The sequence below is a fragment of the Pedobacter alpinus genome (genome assembly GCF_042684645.1).
GTDB classification, from domain to species: Bacteria; Bacteroidota; Bacteroidia; order Sphingobacteriales; family Sphingobacteriaceae; genus Pseudopedobacter; species Pseudopedobacter alpinus.
Window position 1 is genome coordinate 1 of sequence record NZ_JBHULV010000047.1, and the last position, 20,167, is coordinate 20,167.

The 20,167-nt window shown below is 31.6% G+C and carries 16 protein-coding genes; 7 read left to right on the forward strand and 9 right to left on the reverse strand.

The features are described from left to right. Positions 1-1,198: 1,198 nt before the first annotated feature. Positions 1,199-3,346: a polyribonucleotide nucleotidyltransferase gene (pnp, locus tag ACFSSE_RS13660; protein ID WP_379047074.1), complete on the forward strand. Its 2,148-nt coding sequence runs from the start codon at positions 1,199-1,201 to the stop codon at positions 3,344-3,346. Between the two features lie 311 nt (positions 3,347-3,657). On the opposite strand, the gene sppA is transcribed toward pnp, so the two are convergent. After that, positions 3,658-5,418 carry a signal peptide peptidase SppA gene (sppA, locus tag ACFSSE_RS13665; RefSeq protein ID WP_379047071.1) on the reverse strand — a complete coding sequence of 587 codons (1,761 nt, stop codon included), beginning with the start codon at positions 5,416-5,418 and terminating at the stop codon, positions 3,658-3,660. A gap of 79 nt (positions 5,419-5,497) precedes the next feature. On the opposite strand from sppA, the gene folK reads away from it, so the two are divergent. Further along, positions 5,498-6,010 (forward strand): 2-amino-4-hydroxy-6-hydroxymethyldihydropteridine diphosphokinase, encoded by a 513-nt coding sequence (folK, locus tag ACFSSE_RS13670; RefSeq protein ID WP_379047068.1) that lies wholly within the window; start codon positions 5,498-5,500, stop codon positions 6,008-6,010. Then, positions 6,003-6,374, forward strand: coding sequence for an Hpt domain-containing protein (locus tag ACFSSE_RS13675; RefSeq protein ID WP_379047065.1), 372 nt, complete (start codon positions 6,003-6,005; stop codon positions 6,372-6,374). Before folK ends, ACFSSE_RS13675 begins: the two co-directional genes overlap by 8 nt. A 178-nt stretch (positions 6,375-6,552) precedes the next feature. Here the strand turns inward: ACFSSE_RS13675 and pssA are convergent, their stop codons facing one another. Next, positions 6,553-7,227, reverse strand: coding sequence for a CDP-diacylglycerol--serine O-phosphatidyltransferase (pssA, locus tag ACFSSE_RS13680; protein ID WP_379047062.1), 675 nt, complete (start codon positions 7,225-7,227; stop codon positions 6,553-6,555). An 86-nt stretch (positions 7,228-7,313) separates the two neighbouring features. Beyond that, a complete protein-coding gene (rho, locus tag ACFSSE_RS13685; RefSeq protein WP_379047059.1) occupies positions 7,314-8,867 on the reverse strand; it encodes a transcription termination factor Rho in 1,554 nt (517 codons plus the stop codon). A gap of 228 nt (positions 8,868-9,095) precedes the next feature. On the opposite strand from rho, the gene pyrF reads away from it, so the two are divergent. From pyrF to ACFSSE_RS13700, 3 genes are all read left to right on the forward strand, one after another. Further along, complete coding sequence (gene pyrF, locus ACFSSE_RS13690; protein ID WP_379047056.1) at positions 9,096-9,923, forward strand: orotidine-5'-phosphate decarboxylase; 828 nt, start codon at positions 9,096-9,098, stop codon at positions 9,921-9,923. A gap of 3 nt (positions 9,924-9,926) precedes the next feature. Beyond that, complete coding sequence (locus ACFSSE_RS13695; RefSeq protein ID WP_379047053.1) at positions 9,927-10,856, forward strand: DMT family transporter; 930 nt, start codon at positions 9,927-9,929, stop codon at positions 10,854-10,856. Between the two features lie 84 nt (positions 10,857-10,940). Further along, positions 10,941-11,657, forward strand: a complete 717-nt coding sequence (locus tag ACFSSE_RS13700; protein WP_379047050.1) for a DUF4397 domain-containing protein — start codon at positions 10,941-10,943, stop codon at positions 11,655-11,657. Between the two features lie 58 nt (positions 11,658-11,715). Here ACFSSE_RS13700 and ACFSSE_RS13705 read toward each other — a convergent pair whose 3' ends face one another. Together ACFSSE_RS13705 and ACFSSE_RS13710 are read right to left on the reverse strand one after the other, a co-directional pair. Further along, positions 11,716-12,570: an N-acetylglucosamine kinase gene (locus ACFSSE_RS13705; RefSeq protein ID WP_379047047.1), complete on the reverse strand. Its 855-nt coding sequence runs from the start codon at positions 12,568-12,570 to the stop codon at positions 11,716-11,718. An 89-nt stretch (positions 12,571-12,659) separates the two neighbouring features. Continuing rightward, complete coding sequence (locus ACFSSE_RS13710) at positions 12,660-13,652, reverse strand: CobW family GTP-binding protein (RefSeq protein ID WP_379047044.1); 993 nt, start codon at positions 13,650-13,652, stop codon at positions 12,660-12,662. 120 nt (positions 13,653-13,772) lie between these two features. Between ACFSSE_RS13710 and ACFSSE_RS13715 the strand changes: the two genes are divergently transcribed. Continuing rightward, complete coding sequence (locus tag ACFSSE_RS13715) at positions 13,773-14,792, forward strand: threonine aldolase family protein (RefSeq protein WP_379047041.1); 1,020 nt, start codon at positions 13,773-13,775, stop codon at positions 14,790-14,792. Here ACFSSE_RS13715 and ACFSSE_RS13720 read toward each other — a convergent pair. The 4 genes from ACFSSE_RS13720 to ACFSSE_RS13735 form a co-directional block, all read right to left on the reverse strand. After that, the gene (locus ACFSSE_RS13720) at positions 14,789-15,871 is read right to left on the reverse strand and encodes a sugar transferase (protein WP_379047038.1); all 1,083 of its coding nucleotides are present in this window, start codon (positions 15,869-15,871) and stop codon (positions 14,789-14,791) included. The genes ACFSSE_RS13715 and ACFSSE_RS13720 overlap by 4 nt on opposite strands. A gap of 3 nt (positions 15,872-15,874) precedes the next feature. Next, entirely contained in the window at positions 15,875-16,270 is a 396-nt protein-coding gene (locus ACFSSE_RS13725; protein ID WP_379047035.1) for a response regulator, read from the reverse strand. 414 nt (positions 16,271-16,684) lie between these two features. Next, positions 16,685-18,472: a membrane protein insertase YidC gene (gene yidC, locus ACFSSE_RS13730; protein WP_379047032.1), complete on the reverse strand. Its 1,788-nt coding sequence runs from the start codon at positions 18,470-18,472 to the stop codon at positions 16,685-16,687. A gap of 19 nt (positions 18,473-18,491) precedes the next feature. Beyond that, entirely contained in the window at positions 18,492-20,108 is a 1,617-nt protein-coding gene (locus ACFSSE_RS13735) for a CTP synthase (RefSeq protein ID WP_379047029.1), read from the reverse strand. Positions 20,109-20,167 lie beyond the last annotated feature (59 nt).

Genomic DNA, 20,167 nt, shown 5'->3' on the forward strand with positions numbered 1-20,167 from the left:
ATAACTGTAAATCAATTAGTTAATAATTCCGTTTTACGAAATCGGAAATTGTTCGGACAGATATGAAGTAAGATTTGATTTTAAATTTCACTACTGTTTTCTTTATATCGATTTTATTTTGTGGCATTAAAGGCTCAACTGGTCTGATTGGTTTAGATTTAATTTTTATATTATAAAATTTCGCAAAATCGTCGACGCTATATTGATTAACGAATTTTTCTTGATAGTCAGGAATTAAGACAATAGGATAGCGATGCATTATGTCGTGTTTTTTAATTGAAATTTCGGCATATTTTGTAATATCACTACAAGATAAAAACAATTTGAATATTTTTATAGAATAAATAACTAAATCTTCCCGAATTATCAACTTGCTGGTGCGAGCTTGTAGCTCGTTCCAATTTCACTCCTAATTTTAAAGTACGAGCTGCAAGCTCGCACTAGCGATGGATTCATCAGTTAATAAATCAAATACAAATAAACACAGAGATTGCCACTCCGCCAACCAGCGAACCATGATGACGGTTGAGAACAACAGACATTCCAATTAAATCCTCACAAACCCCAAGTTAAATAAACTGGATTGCAGCGGCACCCCGGATTGTCTGCCAGTGGGCGGACAAACGGAGTACAGCGTAAAGCCAGACTATCCAAACTTAATTGTACTACAGCCCCAACTGTCCGGAGAGTTAAGCGAAGCGTCTCTTCGGATTACCAAATGAAATAGAGTCTCCAGACTCTTTAATTGTTGGTTCATCGTTTAATAAAGCATTGCAAATAAACACAGAAATCGCCAATCCGCTAACCAGCGGATCGCGATGACGGTTGAGAACAGCAGACATTGCAAATAAATCTCCACCAACCCCGCGTTAAATAAACTGGATTGCAGCGGCACCCCGGATTGTACGCCAATGGGCGGACAAACGGAGTACAGCGTAAAGCCAGACTGCACAAACTGATTTGCAATACAGCACCTTTTCATACTTCGACTCCGCACAGTATGACAAGGTCTCCGCTCTGTATGACAAAGACTATTCAATATAATATTATTCGAAGCTGATACTGACATCTAAAACCTCTCAACAATTAAAAGAAACCATTCCTATAACTACTTTAACATTAACTAAATAAAGATTTTACATAAGCCATCAAAAAAACAGATATAAAACCGTATTTTCGCAACGATAAAAAATAATATATGAGTTTAAATGTGTTTAAACAGTCGATTGATTTAGGCGATGGCCGTATCATTGAGATCGAAACTGGAAAATTAGCTAAACAAGCTGATGGCGCAGTGGTTGTGAAACAAGGTGATACTATGCTATTAGCTACTGTTGTTAGTAACAAAGATGCAAAAGAAGGTGTCGACTTCCTTCCATTATCCGTTGATTATCAGGAGAAATATGCGGCAGCTGGTCGTATTCCTGGAGGTTTCCTAAGAAGAGAAGCTAGATTATCTGATTACGAAGTTTTAATTTCGAGAATCGTAGATAGAGCTTTAAGACCTTTATTTCCAGAAGATTATCACTCTGATACGCAAGTGATGATTTCTTTAATTTCATCAGACAAAGACATTATGCCTGATGCATTAGCAGGTTTAGCAGCTTCGGCAGCTTTAGCTGTTTCGGATATTCCGTTTAACGGACCAATATCTGAAGTACGTGTAGCTAAGATTGATGGTAAGTTAGTCATAAACCCACTTCGTTCTGAATTAGAAAGAGCTACATTAGAATTTATTGTTGCTGGTTCTGCCAAAGACATTAATATGGTAGAAGGTGAAGCTGATGAAATTGCAGAAGCTGATTTAATTGAAGCAATTCAATTTGCTCACGAAGCCATTAAAAAACAAGTTGCTGCACAGATAGAGTTGGGTCGTTTAGTTGGTAAAACTGAAAAGAGAACTTATAGCCACGAAAACAGCGATTTAGAATTAAAAGCAAAAATTACTGCTGATACTTATGATAAAGTTTATGCAGTTGCTAAATCTAACTCTGGTAAAGACGATCGTTCTGCTCAATTTAAAGCTATTCAAAAAGAAGTTTTAGACGCATTGCCAGAAGGTGCTACAGAATCTGATAAGTTTTTAGCTAAAAAATATTTCCATGATGTACAATACGATGCCGTAAGAACATTGTTATTGGATGAAGGAATTAGATTAGATGGAAGAAAAACAACTGAAATTCGCCCTATTTGGAGCGAAGTAGGTTATTTACCATCTGCTCACGGTTCTGCAATTTTTACCCGTGGTGAAACACAATCATTAACTACAGTTACGTTAGGTGCAAAATCTGATGAGCAAATGATTGACGGCGCTTTTGTGAATGGCTACAATAAATTTATGTTGCATTACAATTTCCCTGCATTCTCAACTGGTGAGGCTCGTCCTAACCGTGGTGTTGGTCGTAGAGAAGTTGGTCATGGTAATTTAGCCATGAGAGCAATTAAAAAAGTATTGCCTTCTGATGCTGAAAACCCTTACACCATCCGTATTGTTTCTGATATTTTAGAATCTAATGGTTCTTCATCCATGGCTACCGTTTGTGCGGGCACATTGGCTTTGATGGATGCTGGTATTCAATTGAAAGCTCCAGTTTCTGGTATTGCAATGGGATTAATTTCTGATGAAGCAACTGGTAAATATGCTATTCTTTCGGATATTCTAGGTGATGAAGATCATTTAGGAGACATGGATTTTAAAGTAACTGGTACTAAAAACGGTATTACTGCTTGTCAAATGGACTTGAAAGTGAACGGTTTATCATACGAAGTTTTAAGTAATGCTTTAGACCAAGCTAGAGATGGTAGATTACACATTTTAGGTGAAATTGAAAAAACCATGACTGCGCCAAGAGAAGACTTTAAACCTCATGCTCCACGTATTGTTTCTTTAGTAATTGATAAAGAATTTATTGGTGCAATTATTGGTCCTGGTGGTAAAATTATCCAAGAAATGCAACGTGAAACTGGCGCTACTATCTCTATTGAAGAGAAAGATAACAAAGGTTACATCCAAATTTTTGCGGATAATAAAGCAGCGATTGACCAAGCAACTACTCGTATCAAAAACATTGTTGCTAAACCAGAAGTTGGCGAAACTTACGAAGGTAAAGTGAAATCTATTATGCCATTTGGTGCATTTGTAGAAATTATGCCAGGTAAAGATGGTTTATTACACATTTCTGAAATTGACTGGAAACGTTACGAATCTATGGATGGTATTTTCCAAGTTGGTGACGAAGTAACTGTTAAGTTATTAGAAGTTGATAAACAAGGTAAATTAAAACTTTCTCGTAAAGCTTTATTGCCTCGTCCACCAAAAGAAGAAGCTCCAAAAGCAGACGCTTAGTTTTTTAAGTCCGAAGACAGAGGACGGAAGTGAGAAGGTTGGATGGATAAATAAAAAGCCTTGATTCGTTTTGAATCAAGGCTTTTTTATGGGTTTTTGTATCAATTAATTTATAGTTGTTTCATCTTCATTTTGATGTGGCTGCTAGCTATTTTCGTTTCGGTGTTCAATTTTAAATTATGTTTATCTTCATCTTTCTATAATTTACTTCCTTAATCGTACAATGTATTGTTGATGTTTCATTAAATATATTTATAACAACAAAGGCCTGAAAAAATCAGGCCTTTGCTTTTAAAATTTTAATAATTGAATTATCTAATTGTAATTTCGTAAGGTAATTTAGCTTGCAAACCTTTCATGGTAGCAACTTCTTTAATTTGCTTGTAATAAGGGTAGGTGTTTCCTAACTCTTGCTTAACTATATATGTTTTAAGTTTTTCCTCAGAATCATCTAAAAGTCCCATTAAGCCATCTTTAATTTCTGGATAGTTTACAATTTTATATTCTTTTAATTTGGCTTTTTTAGCAGCAGCAGCAATGGCGTCATTTAAGTGCCCAAGCTTATCCACTAATTTAAGTTTAACAGCTTGTTCACCAGTCCAAACTCTACCTTGCCCAATGCTGTCCACATAGGATTGTGGAATTTTTCTACCGTCTGCAACTCTTTTGGTAAAATCAACATAAGTTCTATTAACTTCTCTTTGCAAAATCATTTTCTCTGCATCGTTTAATGGTCTGCTAACATCTCCTAAATCTGCAAACTGACCTGTTTTAACGCCGTCAAATGTAATTCCTAATTTATTGTTGAAAAAACCCTTCATATTAGGAATAATTGCAAACACACCAATAGACCCTGTAATTGTATTTGGCTCGGCATAAATTTCATCAGCAGCACAAGCAATGTAATAACCACCAGATGCAGCATAATCACCCATAGAAACAATTAATGGTTTAGCTTTTTTAGTTAATAAAACTTCTCTCCATATCACATCAGAAGCTAAAGCACTGCCACCTGGGCTATTTACTCTTAAAACCACGGCTTTTACTTTCTCGTCTAATCTTGCTTTTCTTAATGCTTTTGATATTCCTTCAGATCCAATCGTGTTTTCGTCACCTTCACCACTATTTATATCACCGTTTGCATATATTACAGCAATTCTTTCTGATGCTGTGCTGGTGTTTTTTATTGTTTTTGCATATTCTGTTATGCTAACAGTAGCTAAATTTTTTGCTTTTTCAACTCCAGTTTTAGTTTTTAATTCGTCAAGTATTTCGTCTTTATATTTTAAACCATCAACTAATTTATATCTTAGAGCATCTTCTGGGGATCTAGATTTTAATCCATCTGCTATAGCCTTTAATGAATCTTGAGGTATTTTTCTACTTTCAGAAATTTTAGTAGTGAAATGATTGTATAAAGAACCTAAAAGAGCAGTAGTTTGTAATTTGTTAGCCTCACTCATTTTATCTAAAATAAATGGTTCAACAGCACTTTTAAATGTCCCTACTTTTATAATTTGAGCCTCAATATCTAATTTATCTAAAGCACCTTTAAAAAACATAATTTCAGAACTAAAACCTTTTAATTCTAATATACCTTGCGGATTTAAGTAAACTTTATTTGCTACAGAGGCTAAATAGTAAGCGCCTTGTGTGTACACCTCGCTATAAGCAATTATAAATTTACCCGATTTTTTAAAATCAAGCAAAGCATTTCTTATTTCTTCGATACTTGCAAAACCAGTCATCATGTAGCTAACATCTAAGTAAATACCTTTAATGTTGTCATCATCTTTAGCACTTTTAATGCTTTTTAGTATATCATTTAAGCCTAACACCTTTTCGCCTTTAAATGGGCCAAAATCTAAATCATCAAGAGGACTTGATGCACTACGTTCAGTAATCGGAACATTTAAGTTTACATGAAGTATCGTGTTTTCTTTAATCTCTACATTCTCTTTAGAACTGCTAATAACAGCTGTTATTAAAGCTATGAATATTAAGAACAACACAATTGTAGATAATATAATACCTACCATAGAGGCAAAAACAAATTTGAAGAATTGTTTCATTTGATTTATTTGAATATTAAAATGCTATTTTGCAAATATAAATTTTAGATAAGCATTAATAGCAATTGTTACAATATTTATGAATAAGGTTTTTTTATTACTTGGCGGGAATTTAGGTAATAGGTTTGAAAATTTAAGTAATGCACTAAAAGCAATAAGATTAAATGTTGGTAAAATAGAGCTAGAATCTTCTATTTACGAAACAAAAGCTTGGGGAAAGTTAGAACAACCAGACTTTTTAAATATTGCAATTAAAGTGGATACTTTTTTATCTCCTCATGAGGTTTTAAATGAAATTCAAAAAATTGAAACTCAATTAGGCAGAATACGTAAAGATAAATGGAGCGAACGAACCATGGATATTGATATTATTTTTTATAATGATTTAATATTATCCGATTCTGATATTTTGATAATTCCTCATTTGATGTTAACAATGCGTAAATTTGTACTTTTACCATTAAATGAAATAGCACCAAATTATAAGCATCCAATTACAAAAAAAACAATTAGTGAGTTGCTTATAGATTGTGAAGACAAATTAGAAGTAATAAGGCTAAATAAAAATTTTCACATTAGTATAAATGAATAGAGATAATAATATAGTGATAGACCTTTCATATTTAAAAGAAGTGGCAAGTGATAATACAGAATTTATAGTGGAAATGATTGATATATTTTTGGAACAAACACCAGGATATGTTGAAGTATTAACTAATGCAGTTGAAACTAAAGATTGGAGTAAAATTGCTGAGATGGCGCATAAAATTAAACCAACTTTGGCTTTTATGGGTGTAAATGAAGCAAGAGATATAATGGCTTCTATTGAAACTAGAGCGAGAGATAATGATGATTATGAAGGTATAGCCGAGGATTACAAAAACTTAAAAGAAGATATGGATTTAATTTTTGTAAAATTGGTAGAAAAAAGAAAAGAGCTTTTAGCAGCAGAATAAAGTTCTTTAATTTGATATTGGTAAGTTCCATTGTTTAGTTACCATTAGTTTTCTGTAAGAAATTTTAATTTTAAACAGCAATTATTGAAAATCTAAATTTTCATGCTGCTTGCTACACTTTTACATATTTGGTTTAATGTTTTTTTAGAGACATAGCATTAATATCTGCTAATTTTTTTTAGTTGGTAGAGTATTTAAAATGTATTTGTGAAAAAAATATATATAAAATTAAAACAACAGGTATTGCGGCAAATTTTAGAAAAGCTAATAAAACGACAGATAGGATAACAAAAACGAATTTATATTTATTTGGCGCCCAACTTAAATTGCTTACTTTCATAGAGAAAAGTTTTATTTCGCTCACTAAAAGATAAGAAAGCGATAAAATAAGACCTAATAGAAAGTAAGTATTGCTAATCAAGTCTGTTTTATCTTGTAAGTAAGGTAAAGAAATAATCAGAAAAGTATTCATAGGCGTATTTAATCCTATAAAGTCTTCAGTTTGCCTAGTGTCTATGTTAAACTTAGCCAATCTTAATGCAGAAAAAATTGGAATAAGAAATCCAGCGTAGGCTAAATAACCAGCACCAGAATTTAATAGCAATTGGTACATTATTAAACCAGGCAGAAAACCAAAACTAATAACATCCGCCAAAGAATCTAATTCTTTCCCTATTTCAGATTTTACGTTAAGTAATCTAGCTACTAATCCGTCAAAAAAATCAAACACACCAGATAAAATCACAAAATAGGCAACTGTTTTTAGGTCGCCGTTAAATGCATAAATTGTACCTATACAACCAGAAAATAGGTTAGCACAGGTTATTGCGTTTGGGATGTGTTTTTTAATCATTCTTTGGAGATAAAAGAGTTAGGAGGCAAGAGCTAAGACAACTTGCTGAGTCTTGATTCTCGCCTCTAAAATTCTTAACTCTAATTCTAGCTGTTCATTGATACTAAAAACTCCTCGTTAGATTTTGTACCTCGCATTTGAGTTAATAAAAACTCCATTGCTTCTTGAGGGTTCATATCTGCTAAGTGATTTCTTAAAATCCAAAGTCTTTGTAAAGTTTCTTTATCTAATAATAAATCATCTCTTCTTGTACTTGAAGCAGTTAAATCTATAGCTGGGAAAATACGTTTGTTAGATAATTTTCTATCTAATTGTAGTTCCATATTACCAGTACCTTTAAATTCTTCAAAAATCACCTCATCCATTTTAGATCCAGTATCTGTTAAAGCAGTTGCAAGTATGGTTAAAGAGCCACCGTCTTCAATGTTACGGGCAGCACCAAAGAAACGTTTAGGCTTGTGCAATGCATTAGCATCAACACCACCAGAAAGTATTTTACCAGATGCTGGCGCAACAGTATTGTAAGCTCTAGCTAAACGCGTAATAGAATCTAATAAAATTACTACATCATGTCCACATTCTACCATACGTTTCGCTTTTTCCAAAACAATATTGGCAATCTTAACGTGGCGTTCTGCTGGCTCATCAAAAGTAGAAGAAACAACCTCAGCTCTTACGCTTCTGGCCATATCTGTAACCTCTTCTGGGCGTTCATCAATTAATAAAATAATTAAATAAACTTCTGGGTGGTTAGCAGCAATTGCATTAGCAACTTCTTTTAATAAATTGGTTTTACCAGTTTTTGGTTGCGCAACAATTAAACCACGTTGTCCTTTACCAATTGGTGTAAATAAATCCATAATACGAGTAGAATGATCACTCGATTTCATAAATAAATTTAATCTTTCTGTAGGGAATAGAGGAGTTAGATAATCAAATGGAACCCTATCTCTAACTTCCATTGGTATTCTACCATTGATAGATTCTACACGTACCAAAGGAAAATATTTTTCACCTTCTTTTGGTGGCCTTATACTACCTCTAACAGTGTCACCAGTTTTTAATCCAAATAGTTTTATTTGAGATTGAGAAACATAAATGTCATCAGGAGAAGTTAGGTAATTATAATCAGATGATCTTAAGAAACCGTAACCATCGGGCATAATTTCTAAAACTCCTTCGTTAATGATTACATTGTCAAAATCAAAAGCAGCATCTTGATTTCTTTGCTTACCATTGCTGTTTTTTTCTGGTCTAATAGCTCTTGGTTCGGTTTTGTTATCCGCCTCAGAGCTTTCATTAACTACAGTTTCTACTTTTGCTTTAGAGAGGCTTTTAGCAGGAGCTTGTTCCGCATTATTATCAAAAAGTGTGACGTCACTTTTAGGGCTATCGGCTTTTATTTTTTCAACAATTGCAGTTTTAACGGTTCTAGCTCTTTTTTTAGGCTTTTCATCATCTTCAACAACTGTTTCAATTTCTCCAGAATTTCTTGCGGCAGTTATTAAATCTTGTTGTTCTTTAATTTTAGCTATTAAGTCAGCTTTGCGCAAAACGTCGGTATCTTCAACACCAAAACTTTTTGCCATTTCACGAAGCTCAGAAACAAGCTTTTCGTTCAATTCGTTTGTATTAAACATTAATATGAATTATTATCAAGGGATTATTTATTGTGATTTATCCAATAAGATTAAGTATTACATTTATTCTCGATGTGATTTTTTTTGCTTTACTTATACCGTAGACAAAGGATAAATTGAGATTACATTGCAATAATATAGATTAATTTGTAATTCCTGAAATTTTTAAACGTTTTTTTTTCCACTTGCCTTTAAATTTTATCAATTTAGCAAAATAAATACATTTTAATGACCCGCAAAGAACTTATTCAGCAAATAAAAAATAAAAAATCTTTTTTAGCCATTGGTTTAGATACCGATATTAATAAAATACCAAAGCATCTTTTAAGTATGGAAGATCCTGTTTTTGAGTTTAATAAACAAATTATTGATGCTACCAAAGACTTATGTGTATCGTATAAAATTAATACTGCTTTTTACGAATCAAGAGGGATAGCTGGATGGAAATCATTAATTAAAACAGTTAACTACTTACCAAAAGATATTTTCTCGATTGCTGATGCCAAAAGAGGTGATATAGGTAATACTTCTGCAATGTACGCTGATGCTTTTTTTAATGAAGAAAGCTCTGACATGAGCTTTGACGCTGTTACTGTTGCACCATATATGGGAAAAGATTCTGTAACTCCATTTTTAAAGTATGATGATAAATGGGTAATTCTTTTAGCATTAACATCAAATGAAGGTGCTAAAGATTTTCAGTTTACAAAAAATGAAGAGGGCTTTTTATTTGAGAAAGTTTTAAAAACATCTCAATTATGGGCCAATGATCATAATATGATGTATGTTGTTGGTGCAACAAGGGGAGAGGCTTTTTTAGAAATCAGAAAACATGCACCAAATCATTTTTTATTAGTGCCAGGTGTTGGAGCGCAAGGAGGTTCTTTAGCTGATGTTTGTAAATATGGTATGAATAAAGATTGTGGTTTACTGGTTAATTCTTCTAGAGCAATTATTTATGCCTCATCTTCTGAAGATTTTGCAGCAGCTGCAAGGGTTGAAGCACAAAAAGTACAGGCAGAAATGAAAGAGGAGTTAAGGGCTATAGGATTTTAAAAAATGAAATCTTTAAGTTCCTTTAAATTACCAATGGCTTTATTTGGTGTTTCATTTTTTTGGGGGACTACTTATTTAGCAATAAGAATTGCAGTAGAAACTATACCCGCAGTTTATGTTGTAGGTTTTAGACATTTAATGGCTGGCATTATACTTTTTACCTATTTGTTTATTAGTAAAAAATTAGTTTTTCCTGGTTGGCAAAGGATTTTTCAAAATGTTGTTTTAGCTTTTTTAATGTTGATTTTAGCAAATGGTTTAACCACCTATGGCGAAAAATCAATTCCATCTGGCTTAACTGCTTTATTAACAACCCTTTCACCATTATTAGTTTTAATTATCAACTTAGCAAGCAAAAAAGAAAAGTTATCCGCTAAAATAGCTATTGGCGTATTATTAGGTTTAGCAGGTATGGTTGTCTTGTTTTTTAATAGTTTAGCTCAACTCACAAATCCTAATTATAAAATTGGAATAATTGCTATTATTTGCGCTATAATAGCATGGAGTATTGGTACCGTATATTCAAAATCAGTTAAAAAAGATAATCATAATATTTTAGTTGATTTGTGTACCCAAATGCTATTTGCAGGGATTAGCTTGTTAATTGCAGCATTTCTTTTGAAAATTCCATTAGTTATTATCGAGTGGAAAACCAGTAATATTTTGGCCGTATTTTACCTTACTTTATTTGGTTCATTGGCAGGTTTTTTATCCTACTTATATGCTTTAAGTAAAATGGCATCAACATCTGTTTCTGTTTTTACTTATTTTAATGTTGTAGTAGCTTTGTTTTTAGGTTGGTTAATATTAAATGAAGAAATAACCATAAGGCTTATTTTTGCTACTGGCTTAATTTTATTAGGAGTTTTGATAGCAAACTATCAAAGAAAAAATGCTAGGTCAGCTGTACAAGGTATGTTAATTGAGAAATAATTTAAATTAAATTCATTTTTGTTGTAGCACTTTTTAAAGTTTTAACGTTAGGGCTTTTAGTAACAAACGTTAAAAAATAATAAAATGAAAAATTTTAAATTTAATTTGTCCAATTGGGTTAAAAAATCAAGTGTAAAAGCATTAGTTTTTGGGTTTGGAGTTTTAACCTTAAGTTCATGCTTAAAAAATGATAATGATAATGTCGCTCCAAACTATTCTGCTTTAGCCATAATTAATGCTTCACCAGGTTTGCAACCATTTGATTTTGTTATAGATAATCAAATTGTAAATCAAGGTTCTTTTGATTTTACAGAAAGGCTGCCTTACGTAAATATTTTTTCTGGAAATAGGAGAATTGGAATATATAAAGACCAAACTGCTGATAGCATTAAAACTGGATCAATTTTAGCACAACCAGGAAAATATTATTCGCTTTATGTAGTTGGACAACCTGCTAATCTAGAGTTTTTAACCATAACAGACTCTGTAGCGGCAACAACAACTGGTAAAGCACAAATTAGGTTTTTAAATTTAAGTGTTAATTCTCCTTCACTTAAACTTAATTACGGTGTTGATTCATTGCTAATTAATAATTTGGCTTATAAAAACCATTCTAACTTTGTGGAAATACCTGGTGGAAAACGATACAATTTCACTGTTAAAAGCGATGATGTAAATGGTAAAACAGCCGAAAGTAATGTATTGATTGAAAGTGGTAGAATTTATACAGTTTGGGCAAGTGGTTTGTATAATAATACAGATAGTTTAAAGCTTGGAGTGAAAATTCAGAGAAATAACTAAAAACAAAAAAGCTCAGCAATTTTATAAAATTGCTGAGCTTTTTTGTTTCATAATAAAACTATTTCTTCCTGTTTTCAATATGATATTTCACCAAATCATCAATAGGTGAACGCATAATTTTACCCATCTTCATACCATATTCAGTCGCTACCTCTTCTAAAACATTTCTGAAATTATAAGCTACAGAACCTATACAGTTAAATTCATAACTTTGATAATCTGGATAGTGGCTAACTAAATTCTTGAAAAAATCGTCAAAAGAAGATTTTACAATGTTTCTTGAATATTCAATGTTTACTGTAATATCATAAACAAATTTGCTAAAGCTTGCACAAAATCTATTTGGTAATGGTTTAGTGTAAACAGCTTCTAAAATATCATCTGGCGTTAATTTAAAAGTTTCCCAAAAAGAATCTCTTACATTTTTAGGCATATAACCTCTCAAATAATCACTCAAAAGTTTTTTACCAATGTAACAACCACTTCCTTCGTCACCTAAAATATAAGCTAAAGAATCAATGTTCATTTCAATACCTTCACCATCATAAATACAAGTGTTTGTGCCTGTACCTAATATAGCAGCAAAACCTCTTTTATTGCCCAATAAAGCTCTCGCAGCTGCCATTAAATCATGACCAATATCAATTTTAGCATCAGGAAAAATAACTTCCATGGCTTTTTTTACGATTAAAGCTTTTTCTTCGTTATGTACACCTGCACCATAATAATTTACTTCTGTAATTTTGCTAGTGGGTAAATCTGATGGCATGTTTTTCTTCATAGAATCAATTATGTATTCAGTATCAGAAAAATAGGGGTTATATCCTTCTGTATGAAACATTATAATTTTACCATTATCATCAATCAAACTCCAACTTGTTTTTGTGGAGCCACCGTCTGCAATTAATATCATATTATTTATTTATGCTGTAAATTTAATTAAAATTTCTTATTGTATAAAGTACACTAAGTCAAGTTTTTTCTTTTTATAGTATTTATACTCTATGTTTTATATATACATTGATTTAATCCTTTTTCTAAAACTTCTCTTTTTAGTTGTTTGCCAATAAAAACAATTTTAGAACAACGTACTTCATCTTCCGCCCAATTATCGCCATCAGTAAATACAGGAGCCCCTTTTACAGACTGAATAATTAATTTTCTGTTTAAACCTTCAATATATATTATTCCTTTTATCCTATAAAACCAAGCACCTTGTATCATTAACATCACTGTAAAATAGTGTCTTATTTTTAATAAGTCGAAACTATTTTCGAATATAAAACTTTGGGATACAATTTGATGATGTTGGTTTTGTAGCGGGTTTACATTAAAAATATTTGATTGTTTACTGATGTTATACCCTAATTTGAATTGAGTTTTTTCTTTGGTGTAAGCTTTTAAATCAAGCAATTCTTTGCTATCAACTTTTGCAAAATCTGTAAAACAATAGTTAGCAAATGGGTTTATTTTTTTTATTGTATCCTCAACGTTTTTTAAGATGTCATCTTCAACGCCTTCACATTTATTAAAAATGATAAAATCTGCAAAAAGTACTTGTTTTGCTGCTTCCTCGTCAGTACCTAAAACATCTAAAATATTTTCTACATCAACCAAACAAATTGTACCGTCTAACTTAAAAGCAGTTTGAATGTTATAATCTGTTAAAAATGTACCAGCAACTGCAGATGGATCTGCAATTCCAGTTGTTTCAATAATCAAATGGTCATAATCAAATTTACCTGTTACTAATTTATTTAATACTTCAAATAAATCTCCATTTAAAGAACAACAAATACAACCATTAGAAAGCTCAAAAATATTTTCATCAGTTTTAATTACCAATTCACTATCTATATTAATTTCTCCATATTCGTTTTCAATAATAGCAAACTTTGTATTTGGATTTTCTTTAATGATGTGGTTTAGCAGTGTAGTTTTTCCAGCACCTAAAAAACCAGTTAAAATACTTACCGGAACAGATTTAAAAGACATATAATTCAAATATACAATTGCTAACGTTTTTTTAAGTAATTTTTTAATTGCAATAGCAGTATCTATAGATATAATTTTGTAATCATCAATATTTTCTTGATTTTGCGTAAAACCAAAGTTATGATTGATTATAGAAGTGATACAGTAACCAAGCCTACCAAAGGAATGTTAGATGCTATGTTTAGTGCCAAAGTAGGCGATGATGTTTTTGGAGAGGATGAAACTGTAAATACTTTAGAAAGAAAGTTGGCTGATATGTTTGGTATGGAGGATGCCATGTTTTGCCCTTCTGGTACCATGAGCAATCAAATTGCGATAAAATGTTTTACACAACCTTTAGACGAAGTAATTACTGATCAAACATCTCATGTTTATAAATATGAAGGTGGTGGCATCATGTTTAACTCTGGTGCTTCCGTAAAACTTTTAAATGGCGAACGAGGAATTATAACTACTTCTTTAATTGAAAGTGAAATTAACCCTACAGATTTTCATTATCCAAAATCTAGCTTGGTTGTTATTGAAAACACTGTAAATAGGGGTGGAGGGGCATGTTATAAGTTAGACGACATTGAACCCATATATCATTTATGTAAACTAAAAAATTTAAAACTTCATTTAGATGGTGCTAGAATTTTTAATGCTTTACAAACCACTAAAGATGAAGCTATAGATTACGGACAATATTTTGACGGCATTTCTGTTTGCTTATCAAAAGGTTTAGGTGCGCCTGTTGGATCTGTTTTTTTAGCAAGTAAGAAAACAATAAATTATGCCCGAAGAGTAAGAAAAGTTTTTGGGGGTGGTATGAGACAAGCTGGATTTTTAGCTGCGGCAGGAATTTATGCTTTGGAAAACAATATTGAAAGACTAAAACAAGATCATTTACATGCAGAAGTTATTGCTGAATCTTTACAAAAACTTTCTTTTGTAAAAAATATAATGCCTGTAGAAACTAATATTGTGATTATGGAGCTAAACGAACAAAAAAATATTGATGAATTTGTAAATGAACTTAAAGAACAAGGAATTTTATGTGGCACATTTGGCAAACAAATGGTTCGTTTTGTTACGCATTTAGATATTAATAGTAAGGATGTAGATTTTACTTTAAATGCTATAAACAAGTTTGAACATTAAACTTTCTCCTTTTGTATCATTGCTGGGAAGGTTTTTAAAATGATTTTAATATCTAACCATAAAGAATAGTTTTTAGCATAGTAATTATCTAATTCTTTTCTTTCATTATCAGACATGTTCTTTTTCCCTCTTTTGCTTATTTGCCAAAGTCCGGTTAAGCCAGATGGGCCTAAAAAACGCATAGACCATTCATTAGTTGTAAGCTGCTCGGCTTCATATAAAGGTAATGGTCTATTACCTACTAAAGACATATCGCCTTTTAAAACGTTTAAAAGCTGAGGCAATTCATCAATGCTACTGTTTCTTAAAAAAGCACCTAATTTGGTTACCCTAGGGTCATTCTCAACTTTAAAAAAAGAGGCATCACCATATTGATTTTTATGTGCTAAACTTGCCACTTCAGCATCGGCACCAATACGCATTGATCTGAATTTGTAAAAATCGAAAATTCTATAACCTGTTCCTACTCTTTTACTATTATAAAAAACTGGTCCAGGTGAATCAAGTTTAATAAGTAAAGCTATAATTGCAAAAAAAGGAGATAATAAAATTAAAGATATAGAGGATACAGTTAAATCTAAAATTCTTTTACTAATTGGCATGTTGTATTCTACCACTGGTACTTGAGAAAGTTGATTTACCTGAGACCTAAGTACTTTATAAAAGTTTAAAAATTTCAACCTTTCTTTTAAGTCCTCAAAAGGTATAGGGTTTGTGTAGCAATCGCTAATCCCCATCTCAATTGCCTTTTTTACAATTTCGGGGCTATTTTCTGTTAAAAGAAATACTGTGATTAAACTTTTTGTAATAAAGTTCTTTTTTAAAGCTTGTACCACTATAAGTACTTCATCAAACTTTAATGGGTTAACTTCAAGAAGTAAAATAGTATTGATATCACTAATAGACAGATTTTGAATGTAGTTCTTAAAATCTGATAAAGTATTAACTTTATTTACAGAAAACTCTGTATCGGAAAAAATTTGATGAATGCCATCTTCAAAAACAGAGGCATAATAGAGAACATTAACAGCTTGATTTGATTTGAAATGGTCTTCAACGTTAACATTCGTAAATTGCATTCGCTAATTTAATATAATTTTTATTTTATCTTTTAAAATTGAAGGATTAAATGGTTTAGACATTAAATCATTAATTGGGTAAGGTATTTTACTTTTAATATTTTCAAGAGACTCAGAGCCAGAAAGTACAATTACAGGCACATCTCTAAAATAACCGCTCACTTTCAAAGACCTTACAAAATCAGCTCCGTTAAAATATGGCATTTCCATGTCGGATATAATTAAATCAGGAATATTGCCACTATCTAACCAAGTTAAAGCATCAAAACCATTATTTTTAATTACCAAATCGTAGTCTTTCTTAAGAATAAATTCTAGTAATTTCAGAATCGCAATCTCATCATCAACTAAAAGAATCCTTTTCTTCACAACCTCCTTATTTTTTTCTAATGAAATCATAATCCTTTATCTTTTATTACAGTTACATAGACAGAAAAGATGCCGAAATATAGTTGCGCTTGATTTAATAAAATATTTGTATTGTAATTTACTAAACTATTTTAATTTCTAAATTAAAATTTGTTATTGTTAATTTTAATATTCTTAAAAATATAGCTATATCTTATTTAAACACCACTTTTTATTTATTCAATGTATCTTGTCTGTGTTATACTCTTTGTTATACGTTTGAAGTCCTAATTTGGATTTAGAAAAAATAATTTTTCAAGAATATTTTTTTAATAATGAATAAATAAAAGGTTGGGGAATTTAATCCCATTAAAGGGGGGATATTTACCCCATTTTATATTGGGAGAATGCTTGTTTATTTGCCAAAAAAAAAGTTCCGGTAAATTTTACCGGAACTTTAAATATCTATTTTTTATTTTGTTGTTTGATTTGCTGCTGCTGTCTCATCATATCTTCCATCTTTTTTTGGAAGCCACCTTTTTTCTTAGCGGATTCTGGCTTTTTCTTATTTTCTTGTATTTGAGCATGTATCTTATCGTCATCAACAAATTTTCTGATAAAATATTGTTGAGAGAAGGTTAGAACATTTGCACAGAAATAATAATAATTTAAACCAGCTGGGTAGCTATTTAAAACGCCAAAGAAAATGATAGGTGTAATGTAACCTATGTATTTCATTTGCCCAGTGGCACCAGAAACTTGGTTATTAAAGTAAGTGTAAACTAATGTAGAAATTGTCATTAATAAACACATTAAACTAATATGATTCCATCCTAATAATGGAATAGTAGGAAACGTAATTAATTCATCATAAGTTGATAAATCATGCATCCAAAAGAAACTTTCGTGTCTTAATTCAAACAAGTTTGGGAAAAAGTAAAAGAAAGCTAGTATAAATGGCATTTGAAAAACCATTGGCAAACAACCTCCAAGTGGGTTAACCCCGGCTTGTTTGTATAATTTCAAATACTCTTGTTGTACTAAAGCTTGGTTATCTTCACCAACTTTCTTCTTAATTTCATCCATTTCGGGTTTTAAAACCCTCATTTTAGCCATAGATAGGTATGACTTATAAGTGAATGGTAGTAAAACAGTTTTAAGAATAACGGTTAATAAAAGTATAATTAAACCATAACCTAAATTAAGGCTTTCAAAAAAGTTAAAAATAGGCAAAACTAAGAAACGATTAATCCACATAAGCGGACCCCAACCCATTTTAACTTGTTGCTCTAAATCATATCCTTGGTCTTTTAACTGACTAAATTTATTTGATCCAAAATAAAATTCAAGGTTATAATTATTATCCTGAGTGTTTTTATAAGGCAAATTTAATTGAGCTCCGTAAGCTTTAACAGCAGAACTATCAGCAAGCGTTGTGATTTTAACATTTGCTTTTGTAAAACCTTCTTTAGCTATTAAAGCAGCAGAAAAAAAGTGTTCTTTAAAAGATACCCAATTGGTTTTTTCTTCGTTAAGAAGTAATTCCTCGTCTTCGCTTTCGCTTAAATAATCTACTGTACCATCTGCTTTTTGATAATAGGTAGTTGAGCCCATACGTTCATTTTTTAGATCTTTCTCTTGTTGTAATAAACGAGTATTCCAATCTAAAATCAAACTGTTATTATCATTGATACCATCAATACCTTTAGCATTAATTTTAAATCCAACTTTGTTGGCATCAGCTGCTAATGTATATGTGTAAGTTAAAATTGTTCCCGCCGCACTTTGCATTTGCATAACAATGCTATTTGCACTTTCATTGACAATGTTAAACGGAAGGTTGGTAGTATTTACTTTTTGGTTTCCTACTTTAATATCAAAACCAAAATTTGTATCATCTTCATTAAAAAGTATTAATGGTTTGCCTTGGTAAGTAGTTTCATTTTTGATTTCAACACTTGTTATTTTACCACCTTTATTAGAAATACTAACTTTAATTAAGTTATTTTCTAAAACACTTATTTGCTCTTTAAAAGTTAAACTATCAGAAGCTGCATTGTTATTAACTAAAGCAGTTGTATCTGTTAAATTTTCAGCTTTCTTAGGCGCAATAGTTTTTCCTTTTGATGCTGCTATTGAATCTTGTGTGATTTGCTCTCTTTTAATTTCTTCTTCAGATGGCTTTAACAAAAATGTTGAACCAACTAAAATCACTAAAATCAGGAATAAACCTGTAAACGTATTTCTATCCATTGTATATATTTAATGCTTCTTAGCTGTTTTTTCTTTTTGAATGTTCTATAGAAGCGGCTACAAATTTAACAAAAAGTGGGTGAGGGTTTGCTACCGTTGATTTTAATTCGGGGTGAAACTGAGCAGCAACAAAATATGGGTGGTTTTTTAGTTCAACTATCTCCACCAAATTATTATCAGGATTAAGACCTGAAGCTATCATTCCTGCATTTTCGTATGCTTCTAAAAACTGATTGTTAAATTCGTAACGATGCCTATGACGCTCAGAAATCTTACTTTTGCCGTAAATAGCATGTGCTTTAGTTCCTTTTTTCAACTCGCAAGTGTAAGAACCTAAACGCATAGTGCCACCTTTAAGCGTAACTTTTTTCTGTTCTTCCATCATAGAAATTACAGCTTCAGTTGTATTCTCGTCCATTTCTGTACTATGGGCATTGGTTAAACCTAAAACGTTTCTTCCAAATTCTATTACCGCACATTGCATTCCCAAACAAATTCCGAAAAATGGAATATTGTTTTCTCTTATAAACTGAATTGCAGTTATTTTACCTTCAATTCCTCTGTTTCCAAAACCTGGAGCAACTAAAACGCCGTCTAAATTTGATAGTTTTGCTTTAACATTTTCTGGTGTAATTCCTTCAGAATGTATGCATTCTACTCTAACCTTACATTCGTTTTGAGCGCCTGCATGAATAAAAGATTCTGTTATAGATTTATAAGCATCAGGTAGTTCTACATATTTACCTACCAAGCCAATTTTAATTTCTGAAGTAGGATTTTTTAAACGACCTAAAAAGTCTTTCCAGCTTTCTAAATCTGGTTCTGTTTTAAGAGGAAGTTTTAATTTAGATAATACAGTACGGTCTAACTGTTCTTTTAACATTAATAAAGGAACATCATAAATCGTTTTTGCATCAATAGATTCTATTACTGCGTTAATATTAACATTACAGAAAAGCGCTATTTTTTTCCTAATATCCATAGAAATATGATGCTCAGTTCTACAAACCAAAATATCTGGCTGAATACCGTACTCTAACAACATTTTAACTGAGTGTTGTGTAGGTTTAGTTTTTAATTCTCCGGCAGCAGCTAAGAAAGGAATTAAAGTTAAATGGATAACAATTGCATTGTTAGAACCAACTTCCCATTTAAACTGACGAACAGCTTCAATGTAAGGTAAAGATTCAATATCACCAACGGTTCCACCAAGCTCAGTAATTACAATATCATGTTCTCCGTTTTCGCCTAACAAACGCATATTGCGTTTAATTTCATCCGTAATATGCGGAACAACTTGTACAGTTTTACCTAAATAAGCACCTTCTCTTTCTCTGCTAATTACGTTTTGGTAAATTCTACCTGTTGTAATATTATTAGCCTGTGTGGTAGGTACATTTAAAAAACGTTCGTAATGCCCTAAATCTAAATCTGTTTCGGCTCCATCCTCTGTAACGTAACACTCGCCATGCTCATAAGGATTTAATGTGCCTGGATCAATATTTATGTAAGGATCAAATTTTTGGATTGTTACGCGGTAACCTCTGGCCTGTAAAAGTTTAGCTAATGATGCGGAAATGATACCTTTTCCTAAAGACGATGTAACGCCCCCCGTAACAAAAATATACTTAGTCATGTTGGAATTTGTTGTTAATTGAATTATAAAAAGGGGAATAAATATTCACTTTTTAAATC

Excerpts from the sequence above, each read along its gene's own strand:
- pnp (WP_379047074.1), top strand. The coding sequence starts at position 1,199 with ATGAGTTTAAATGTGTTTAAACAGTCGATTGATTTAGGCGATGGCCGT.
- sppA (WP_379047071.1), bottom strand. The coding sequence starts at position 5,418 with ATGAAACAATTCTTCAAATTTGTTTTTGCCTCTATGGTAGGTATTATA.
- folK (WP_379047068.1), top strand. The coding sequence starts at position 5,498 with ATGAATAAGGTTTTTTTATTACTTGGCGGGAATTTAGGTAATAGGTTT.
- ACFSSE_RS13675 (WP_379047065.1), top strand. The coding sequence starts at position 6,003 with ATGAATAGAGATAATAATATAGTGATAGACCTTTCATATTTAAAAGAA.
- pssA (WP_379047062.1), bottom strand. The coding sequence starts at position 7,227 with ATGATTAAAAAACACATCCCAAACGCAATAACCTGTGCTAACCTATTT.
- rho (WP_379047059.1), bottom strand. The coding sequence starts at position 8,867 with ATGTTTAATACAAACGAATTGAACGAAAAGCTTGTTTCTGAGCTTCGT.
- pyrF (WP_379047056.1), top strand. The coding sequence starts at position 9,096 with ATGACCCGCAAAGAACTTATTCAGCAAATAAAAAATAAAAAATCTTTT.
- ACFSSE_RS13695 (WP_379047053.1), top strand. The coding sequence starts at position 9,927 with ATGAAATCTTTAAGTTCCTTTAAATTACCAATGGCTTTATTTGGTGTT.
- ACFSSE_RS13700 (WP_379047050.1), top strand. The coding sequence starts at position 10,941 with ATGAAAAATTTTAAATTTAATTTGTCCAATTGGGTTAAAAAATCAAGT.
- ACFSSE_RS13705 (WP_379047047.1), bottom strand. The coding sequence starts at position 12,570 with ATGATATTAATTGCAGACGGTGGCTCCACAAAAACAAGTTGGAGTTTG.
- ACFSSE_RS13710 (WP_379047044.1), bottom strand. The coding sequence starts at position 13,652 with ATGTCTTTTAAATCTGTTCCGGTAAGTATTTTAACTGGTTTTTTAGGT.
- ACFSSE_RS13715 (WP_379047041.1), top strand. The coding sequence starts at position 13,773 with ATGATTGATTATAGAAGTGATACAGTAACCAAGCCTACCAAAGGAATG.
- ACFSSE_RS13720 (WP_379047038.1), bottom strand. The coding sequence starts at position 15,871 with ATGCAATTTACGAATGTTAACGTTGAAGACCATTTCAAATCAAATCAA.
- ACFSSE_RS13725 (WP_379047035.1), bottom strand. The coding sequence starts at position 16,270 with ATGATTTCATTAGAAAAAAATAAGGAGGTTGTGAAGAAAAGGATTCTT.
- yidC (WP_379047032.1), bottom strand. The coding sequence starts at position 18,472 with ATGGATAGAAATACGTTTACAGGTTTATTCCTGATTTTAGTGATTTTA.
- ACFSSE_RS13735 (WP_379047029.1), bottom strand. The coding sequence starts at position 20,108 with ATGACTAAGTATATTTTTGTTACGGGGGGCGTTACATCGTCTTTAGGA.